This window comes from Hypericibacter sp., assembly GCF_050729195.1.
Lineage (GTDB): Bacteria > Pseudomonadota > Alphaproteobacteria > Dongiales > Dongiaceae > Hypericibacter.
In genome coordinates this window covers 1-8,521 of the sequence record NZ_JBOHKS010000114.1, presented here as the reverse complement: position 1 = coordinate 8,521, position 8,521 = coordinate 1, and the positions used below count along the sequence as shown (strand labels likewise).

The 8,521-nt window shown below is 63.6% G+C and carries 5 protein-coding genes; 3 read left to right on the top strand and 2 right to left on the bottom strand.

The window, feature by feature from the left end:
- Positions 1-387 precede the first annotated feature (387 nt).
- Complete coding sequence (locus ACREE8_RS08675; RefSeq protein ID WP_431572589.1) at positions 388-1,587, top strand: glycine C-acetyltransferase; 1,200 nt, start codon at positions 388-390, stop codon at positions 1,585-1,587.
- Positions 1,588-1,625: 38 nt separating this feature from the next.
- Positions 1,626-2,654: an L-threonine 3-dehydrogenase gene (tdh, locus tag ACREE8_RS08670; RefSeq protein ID WP_431572588.1), complete on the top strand. Its 1,029-nt coding sequence runs from the start codon at positions 1,626-1,628 to the stop codon at positions 2,652-2,654.
- Between the two features lie 55 nt (positions 2,655-2,709).
- Here the strand turns inward: tdh and metH are convergent, their stop codons facing one another.
- Positions 2,710-6,462, bottom strand: coding sequence for a methionine synthase (gene metH / locus ACREE8_RS08665; protein ID WP_431572587.1), 3,753 nt, complete (start codon positions 6,460-6,462; stop codon positions 2,710-2,712).
- Between the two features lie 393 nt (positions 6,463-6,855).
- Between metH and ACREE8_RS08660 the strand changes: the two genes are divergently transcribed.
- Positions 6,856-7,656: a hypothetical protein gene (locus ACREE8_RS08660; protein ID WP_431572586.1), complete on the top strand. Its 801-nt coding sequence runs from the start codon at positions 6,856-6,858 to the stop codon at positions 7,654-7,656.
- 15 nt (positions 7,657-7,671) lie between these two features.
- Here the strand turns inward: ACREE8_RS08660 and ACREE8_RS08655 are convergent, their stop codons facing one another.
- Positions 7,672-8,166 (bottom strand): PAS domain-containing protein, encoded by a 495-nt coding sequence (locus ACREE8_RS08655; RefSeq protein ID WP_431572585.1) that lies wholly within the window; start codon positions 8,164-8,166, stop codon positions 7,672-7,674.
- Positions 8,167-8,521: the final 355 nt, after the last annotated feature.

The window sequence follows — 8,521 nt, the reverse complement described above, 5'->3', positions numbered from 1 at the left end:
GATACCGTCCATCGGCGGGACCGGTGCACAGGCCGACAGCGTGACCAGTGCGGCGCCGACCAGGAGGGAGAAAAATTTTCGCGGCGATGGTTCTCGCCACCGCCCCATGAAAGGGCCTGTTTGCAGCATGGCGGCCTGTCTAAAACTTCATAAAACCATACCGACCCTGGGAATGCAGGGAGTCTTTAGACGGAACGAGACGGATAACGGCCGCCCGGGGCCGCGGGTTCCACCGCAGGCCCTGGGACCCTTGTCCGGCGCGGGTCGGCCGGGCCTCCCGCCCGATCTGCCGAAACTTTATTGCCGTTTCGGTCGGGACTGGCCAAGGTCGGGCGAGAAACGCCACGCTCCCGGGCCCGAGGCTCGATCCTCCGGAAGGACGCCGTCATGACCGCCGCTTTCCTGGCTCACATCGACAACACCCTGGCACAGATCCGCGCCGACGGCTTCTACAAGGCCGAGCGGCGCATCGCGACGCCACAGAATTCCGCCATCCGGCTGGAGAACGGCACGGAGGTACTGAATTTCTGCGCCAACAATTATCTGGGACTGGCGGACGATGCGAGGCTGATCGCGGCGGCGCAACGCGGCCTCGAGGATTATGGCTTCGGCATGGCGTCGGTGCGCTTCATCTGCGGCACGCAGACGCTGCATAAGGAGCTGGAGGCGGCGCTGAGCCGCTTCCTCGGCACCGACGACACCATCCTCTATTCGAGCTGCTTCGACGCCAATGGCGGGCTGTTCGAGACATTGCTGTCGGAAGAGGACGCGGTCATCAGCGATGCGCTCAACCACGCCAGCATCATCGACGGGGTCCGGCTCTGCAAGGCCAAGCGCTACCGCTATGCCAACAACGACATGGCCGATCTCGAGGCGCAGCTCAAGGCGGCGACCGAGGCCGGCGCGCGCTTCAAGCTGATCGCGACCGACGGCGTGTTCTCGATGGACGGGATCATCGCCAATCTCAAAGGCATCTGCGAGCTGGCCGATCGTTACGACGCGCTGGTGATGGTGGACGATTCCCATGCGGTGGGCTTCATCGGCGAGACAGGCCGCGGCACGCCCGAACATTGTGGGGTCGCCGACCGGATCGACATCTATACCGGCACCCTCGGCAAGGCGCTGGGCGGGGCCAGTGGCGGTTATGTCGCCGGGCGCCGCCCGATGGTGGAGCTGTTGCGCCAGCGCTCGCGTCCCTATCTCTTCTCCAACAGCCTGGCGCCCTCGATCGCGGCGGCATCGCTGGCCTGCCTGGCGCTACTGGCGACCGAGGAGGGGGCGGCCCTGCGCCGCCGGGTGCGGGCGAACGGCGCCTATTTCCGCGAACGGATGACCAGGCTCGGCTTCAAGCTGGTGCCGGGCGAGCATCCGATCATCCCGGTGATGCTGGGCGATGCCCGGCTGGCCGGCGCCATGGCCGAGGCGCTGCTCAAGGAGGGCGTCTATGTCATCGGATTCAGCTATCCTGTGGTGCCGAAGGGTCAGGCCCGGATCCGGACCCAGATGAGCGCCGCCCACAGCGAGGAACAGATCGACCGCGCCATCGCGGCGTTCGGCAAAGTCGGCAAGACGCTGGGCGCGATCTGACGCCCCGGCCTGTTTTTTGAGGATATGAAAGCACGGACATGCGCGCGCTTGTGAAGACGGCTCCCAAACCCGGATTGACCCTGACCGATGTGAGAGATCCCGAGGTCGGTCATAACGACGTGATGATCCGGATCAAGAAGACGGCCATCTGCGGCACCGACATCCATATCTGGAAATGGGACGAGTGGGCGCAGAAGACGATCCCGGTGCCGATGCATGTCGGCCACGAATATGTCGGCGAGATCGTCGATATGGGCGTCGAGGTGCGCGGCTTCAAACTCGGCGACCGGGTGTCCGGCGAAGGCCATATCACTTGCGGCCATTGCCGCAATTGCCGGGCCGGACGGCGCCATCTCTGCCGCCATACGGTCGGCGTCGGCGTCAATCGCGAGGGCGCTTTCGCCGACTTCCTGGTGATCCCGGCCTTCAATGCCTTCAAGATCCCGGCCGAGATCAGCGACGACATGGCCTCGATTTTCGATCCCTTCGGGAATGCCACCCACACCGCCCTCAGCTACGATCTGGTGGGCGAGGATGTGCTGATCACCGGGGCCGGCCCCATCGGCATCATGGCCGCCGCGATCGCGCGCCATGTCGGCGCGCGCCATGTCGTCATCACCGACGTCAATGACTACCGCCTCGGCCTCGCCAAGAAAATGGGTGCCACGCGCAGCGTCAATGTGACCAACGAATCGCTCAAGGATGTGATGAGCGAGATCGGCATGGTCGAGGGCTTCGATGTCGGGCTCGAGATGTCGGGCGTGCCCAACGCCTTCTCCGACATGCTGGCGGTGATGAACCATGGCGGCAAGATCGCCCTGCTCGGCATTCCGCCCGCCAACACTGCGATCGACTGGAACCAGGTGATCTTCAAGGGCCTCGAGATCCGCGGCATCTATGGCCGCCAGATGTTCGAGACCTGGTACAAGATGGTGGCGATGCTGCAGAGCGGCCTCGATCTCTCGCCGATCATCACCCATCATTTCAAGGTCGAGGACTATGTCGCCGGCTTCGACACCATGCTGTCGGGCCAGAGTGGCAAGGTGATCCTCGACTGGCGCAGCTAGCGACACAGGGCCGGGTGAATCCATCGGAAACCCGGTTGACGGCGCGTCGCGCCGCCTATTCGGCGGCCTTTCTCAGTTGGGCCGGAGCATAGTTGAGGATCGGTCCGAGCCAGCGCTCGACCTCGGCGGCCGGCATGGATTTCCGCCTGGCATAGTCCTCGACCTGGTCGCGCTCGACTTTGGCCACGCCGAAATAGTAGCTCTCGGGATGCGCCAGATAGAGGCCGGAGACCGAGGAGCCGGGCCACATGGCATAGCTTTCCGTCAGGCTGACGCCGATGCGACGATCCGCGTCGAGCAGGCGGAACAAGGTCGCCTTCTCGGTATGATCAGGCTGCGCCGGGTAGCCCGGCGCGGGGCGGATGCCGCGATAGGGTTCGCCCACCAGCTCGTCCGGCGCCAGATTCTCATCCGGCGCGTAACCCCAGAATTCCTTGCGCACGCGCTCATGCATTCTTTCCGCGAAGGCCTCGGCGAAGCGGTCGGCCAGGGCCTTCACGAGGATCGATGAATAATCGTCATTGGCGCGCTCGAAGCGCTCGGCGATCGCGACTTCCTCGATGCCCGCCGTGACGACAAAGCCGCCGATGTAATCCTGTTTGCCGCTGGCGAGAGGCGCCATGAAATCCGCCAGCGCCAGATTGGGCCGGCCGTCGCGCTTGGCGACCTGCTGACGCAGCGTGAAGAGGGTGGCGAGCTCCTGGGCGCGGTGGTCATCGGTGAACAGGCGGATATCGTCGCCCACGGCGTTGGCGGGCCAGAAGCCGATGACGGCCTTCGGCGCGAACCAGTTTTCCCCGACGATCTTCTTCAACATGGCTTGCGCGTCGTCGAAAAGCTGGCGTGCTGCCGGGCCTTGTTTCTCGTCATCGAGGATCGCGGGATAGCGGCCCTTCAGCTCCCAGGTCTGGAAGAAGGGTGTCCAATCGATATAGCGCGCCAGCTCGGCCAGATCCCAATCCTCGAATATGCGCGTGCCGAGGAAGGAGGGCTTCGGCGGCTCGTAGGACGACCAGTCGATCTTGTGCGCGTTGGCGCGTGCCTTGGCGAGCGGCAGGCGTTGCTTGTCGGCTTCGTTGCGGGCATGCGTCTCGGCGACCTTGGCGTATTCCTCCCGGACCGTCTCGACATAGCCGCCTTTGGCCTGGGGCGACAACAGGCTGGAGACGACGCCGACCGCGCGGCTGGCATCGGTGACATAGACCGTCTGCCCGCGCTCGTAGCGCGGATGGATCTTGACCGCCGTATGGACCCGGCTGGTGGTGGCGCCCCCGATCAGCAAGGGGATGTCGAAACCTTCGCGCTCCATCTCCGACGCGACATGGACCATCTCGTCGAGCGAGGGCGTGATCAGGCCGGACAGTCCGATGATGTCGACCTTCCGCTCGCGCGCGGTCTGGAGGATCTTGGTGGCCGGCACCATGACGCCGAGATCGATGATCTCGTAATTGTTGCAGGCGAGCACGACGCCGACGATGTTCTTGCCGATGTCATGGACATCGCCTTTCACCGTGGCCATGAGGATCTTTCCGGCGCTTTCCCGCTCCCCGCTGCCGCCATTGGCAAGCTTCTCCGCCTCCATATAGGGCAGAAGCCCGGCCACGGCCTGTTTCATGACGCGGGCGGACTTCACCACCTGGGGCAGGAACATCTTGCCGGACCCGAAGAGGTCGCCGACCACATTCATGCCGGCCATGAGCGGACCCTCGATCACATGGAGCGGCCGCTCGGCCGCCCGCCGGGCCTCGTCGGTGTCGGCATCGATATATTCGGTGATGCCGTTGACCAGCGCATGGCTGAGGCGCTTTTCCACCGGCCATTCGCGCCAGGCGAGATCCTTCTCCCTGGCTTCCTTGCCGGCCGTCCCCTTGAAGCGCTCGGCCAGCTCGAGCAGGCGCTCGGTCGGTGTGCCGGCGCCTTTCGGCGTGCGGTTCAGGACGACGTCTTCGCAGGCCTCGCGCAATTCCGGTTCGATGGATTCATAGACCGCGAGCTGCCCGGCATTGACGATGCCCATATCCATGCCGGCCTGGATGGCATGGTAGAGGAAGACCGCATGCATCGCCTCGCGTACCGGCTCGTTGCCGCGGAACGAGAAGGAGAGGTTCGAGACGCCACCGGAGATATGGACATGGGGCAGGGTCTCGATGACGGCTCGCGTCGCCTCGATGAAGTCGTGCCCGTAATTGTTATGCTCTTCGATGCCGGTGGCGACCGCGAAGATGTTCGGATCGAACACGATGTCTTCCGGCGGGAAACCCGCTTGCTCGGTCAGCAGTCGATAGGCGCGGCTGCAGATCTCGGTCTTGCGGGCCAGCGTGTCCGCCTGGCCGGCCTCGTCGAAGGCCATGACCACGACCGCGGCGCCATAGGCCCGCACCCGCTTGGCATGATACAGGAAGGCCGCTTCGCCTTCCTTCATGGAGATCGAATTGACCAGCGGCTTGCCCTGGACGCATTTCAGGCCGGCTTCGATGATCTCCCATTTCGAGGAATCGATCATGACCGGCACCCGGGCGATGTCGGGCTCCGCGGCGATGAGATTGAGGAACTCGACCATCGCCTTCTTCGAATCGATCAACCCCTCGTCCATGTTGATGTCGATGATCTGCGCGCCGTTCGCGACCTGGTCGCGCGCCACATCGAGTGCCGCGGCGTAGTCGCCGGCCGTGATCAGCTTGCGGAACTTCGCCGACCCCGTGACATTGGTGCGCTCGCCCACATTGACGAAGGGGATGTCGTCGGTCAGCACGAACGGTTCCAGGCCGGAGAGACGCATCAGCGGCTCGACCCTGGGAATCTCGCGCGGCGGATGTTGCCTCACCGCCTCGGCGATGGCCCGGATATGCTCGGGCGTCGTGCCGCAGCAGCCACCGACGATGTTGACCAGCCCTTCGCGTGCGAAACCCTCGATCTGGGCCGCCATGAATTCGGGGCTTTCGTCATATTTGCCGAACTCGTTGGGCAGGCCGGCATTCGGGTAGGCGCAGATGAAGCTGTCCGCCATGCCGGAAAGCTCGGCGAGATGGGCGCGCATGGCGTTGGCACCCAGCGCGCAATTGAGCCCGATGGTGAAAGGCTGGGCGTGCCGCAGCGAGTGCCAGAAGGCGGTCGGGGTCTGTCCGGACAGCGTGCGGCCGGAGAGATCGGTGATCGTGCCCGAGATCATGAGGGGCAGATCGACGCCCTTTTCCTCGAACATCGCCTTGCAGGCGAAGATCGCGGCCTTGGCGTTCAGCGTGTCGAAGATCGTCTCGATCAGGATGATGTCGGCGCCGCCATCGATCAGGCCGCGAAGCTGCTCCGAATAGGCCGCTCGCAGATCGTCGAAACTGACAGCGCGGTAACCGGGGTTGTTGACGTCCGGCGAGATCGAGGCGGTGCGGTTGGTCGGCCCCAGCGCGCCGGCGACGAAGCGGCGCCGGCCGTCTTCTTTTTCGGCGCGGGCCAAGGCCCGGCGCACCAGCCGCGCGCCCTCGCGGTTCAGGTCATAGACCATGCCCTCCATGCCGTAATCGGCCTGGGCGATCGCGGTCGAGGAGAAGGTGTTGGTCTCGACGATATCGGCGCCGGCGATCGCATACTGATAATGAATTTCTTCGATCGCGCCGGGCTGCGTGAGGATCAGCAGATCGTTGTTGCCTTGCTGATGGCAGGCACAGTGACCGAATTTCTCGCCGCGGAAATAATCTTCGCCGAAACCGAGGCCCTGGATCTGCGTTCCCATGGCGCCGTCGAGAATCAGGATGCGCTCGCGCGCGGCCTTGGTCAGAGCGGCGAGAATCTCCGATCCCTTCGGTCCTGGCATCCGAGGCTCGGATTGAATCGTGCGGGTGGAGGTCCTGTCAGACATGGCAGGACAGTAGCGCCATATCGATTAATGATATAAGGATATTTTTATGTCGATATGTTAATTTCTAACTCATTGATATTGTTTGTTTTAAGGGTGAATGAAACTGCTCAATACTGCAATCGAGGAGACCAAGCGATCCTTGTCGCCGATCATCACCCATCATTTTCAAGGTCGCGAGACCATGTCGCCGGCCTCGACAAGATGCTGTTCGGTCGGAGCGGCAAGGTCATCCTGGACGGGTGGCCTGCCGCATTTCCGTCGGCTGGCTTTCGACGACATCCCAGGGTAGAAACGGGGAGCTTGCGCTCGCGCGGCCCCCTGATCGTTCCGGTTCTGTGAAGAGATCGAATGCGCCCTTTTCTCCGCTTCTTCTGGTCACGAGTTCGTTCAAGCCACCGCACGCCGGCGATCGTTGCCGGTATCTACGGCCTGCTTTTTCTGGCGGGTTGCGCGCCGACCTCACCGCCTCCCGCAGCCGCGCAGGCTTCTGTCGTGGACAGCGCCGACATCGTGACCCTGGATGTCGGGGGTACCGCAATCAGATTCGCGCCGATCGATGGATGGTGCATCTATCCGCCGGAGCGTATGGCGCGGTTTCTCAGTACGGCTCGTGTCACCAGCCCCAACGTTGTCATGCATGCCTACTTCGGCGATTGCGGCCAGATCCGGGCAGCGGAAGCCCTGGATGGATGGGTGGTGGACGATGGCAATTTGGGCACGCCCAAGGAGGTGGTCCGCACCGATTTGGGCAACGATCGCGCTACGTTCATCGACAGGATGGCTGTGGAATTACGGCGTACGAACTTCGATCAAACGATCGATAAGGCGCACGGAGAGCTTGCCGATGCGTTGAGCGACAGGGGTGTCGATCTCGAGGTCGGCGAAACCAAGAATCTCGGGATCGTCGACCAGGATCAGAACGCGGTCTACTTCGCCATCATCCAGAACGGCCAGGCGAACTCGCTCGACCGGACGGTGGATATCAGCCGTCTGACGGTGGGTGCCGCCACGCTGGTGCGAGGCCGCATGATCCTTCTCTATATGTCGTCGGATTACGAACCCGGAAAAACTCTCGAGATTGTCCTCAGGCGCTCGAAGGCGCAGGTAGAGCGCCTGATCAGCCTCAACCCACGCGAAAGCGAAAGCTGATCACGGTTTCGCTCTTCACCAGTGCCGCGGCTGGGACTGCTGCTCGAAATCGAACTGCGGCCGGAAATAGATCGCGCCGAGGATCATGTTCACATGCTCGCCGTCCTCGGAGAGCGGCAGCAGCAGCTTGCTCTGGCGCGCGAGCTTGCCTTCGCTGGAAAGGATATCGGACTCGTAATAGGCGGGGCGGCCTCGCTCGAACACCCCCTCCCATTGCGGCAGCACGCTTTTGCGTTCGCTCTCGGCAGTCATGGCTTCGACCCCGCGGCCGGTGCGACGCGCGTCGTAGAACGCCTCGATATTCGTGCCCTCCAGCCGATAGCGGAACTCGATGAACCGGCCGGTCGGGAAATCCAGCAGCATCAGATTGCCGAGCCATTCCTTCATCTCGATCGCATCGAGATCTTTGCGCGCTGGCATGCGCCGGGCGCCGGCCTTGGCTTTCCAATAGGCGTAGAGCGTCTTCAGCCGCGGGTCGCGGATCTCCGCCTCGCCGAGAGGCGAGCTCACGATCGCAGACTTGTCGCCGGCCCATGGCATGTCGCGTTCTTCCGGGGATCGAGGATTGGGGGCGGCGGCCCTGCCGGCCGACGCTTCCACCGATCTGGGCTGATAGTGAGCGTTTCCCCGAAGGGGGCAAGCCCACCACGCGTTAACCATCTTCAGCGCCCGGCGGCGCGCGTTCGCTGTTGCCGGATCGTTCGCGCCTGACCCGCCGATCCGGTCGGTCGCTTAACCGGCTATGCGTGGAGGGCGAGGGAAAACTGCCGCCGCAGGCCCGGGCACCTGGGCTCGGGGACAAATCCAGACTGGGGAGGGGCCAGAAAAGAAAAAGCCGGGCCCAAGGGCCCGGCAAGTTAAACAG

Excerpts from the sequence above, each read along its gene's own strand:
- ACREE8_RS08675 (WP_431572589.1), top strand. The coding sequence starts at position 388 with ATGACCGCCGCTTTCCTGGCTCACATCGACAACACCCTGGCACAGATC.
- tdh (WP_431572588.1), top strand. The coding sequence starts at position 1,626 with ATGCGCGCGCTTGTGAAGACGGCTCCCAAACCCGGATTGACCCTGACC.
- metH (WP_431572587.1), bottom strand. The coding sequence starts at position 6,462 with ATGCCAGGACCGAAGGGATCGGAGATTCTCGCCGCTCTGACCAAGGCC.
- ACREE8_RS08660 (WP_431572586.1), top strand. The coding sequence starts at position 6,856 with ATGCGCCCTTTTCTCCGCTTCTTCTGGTCACGAGTTCGTTCAAGCCAC.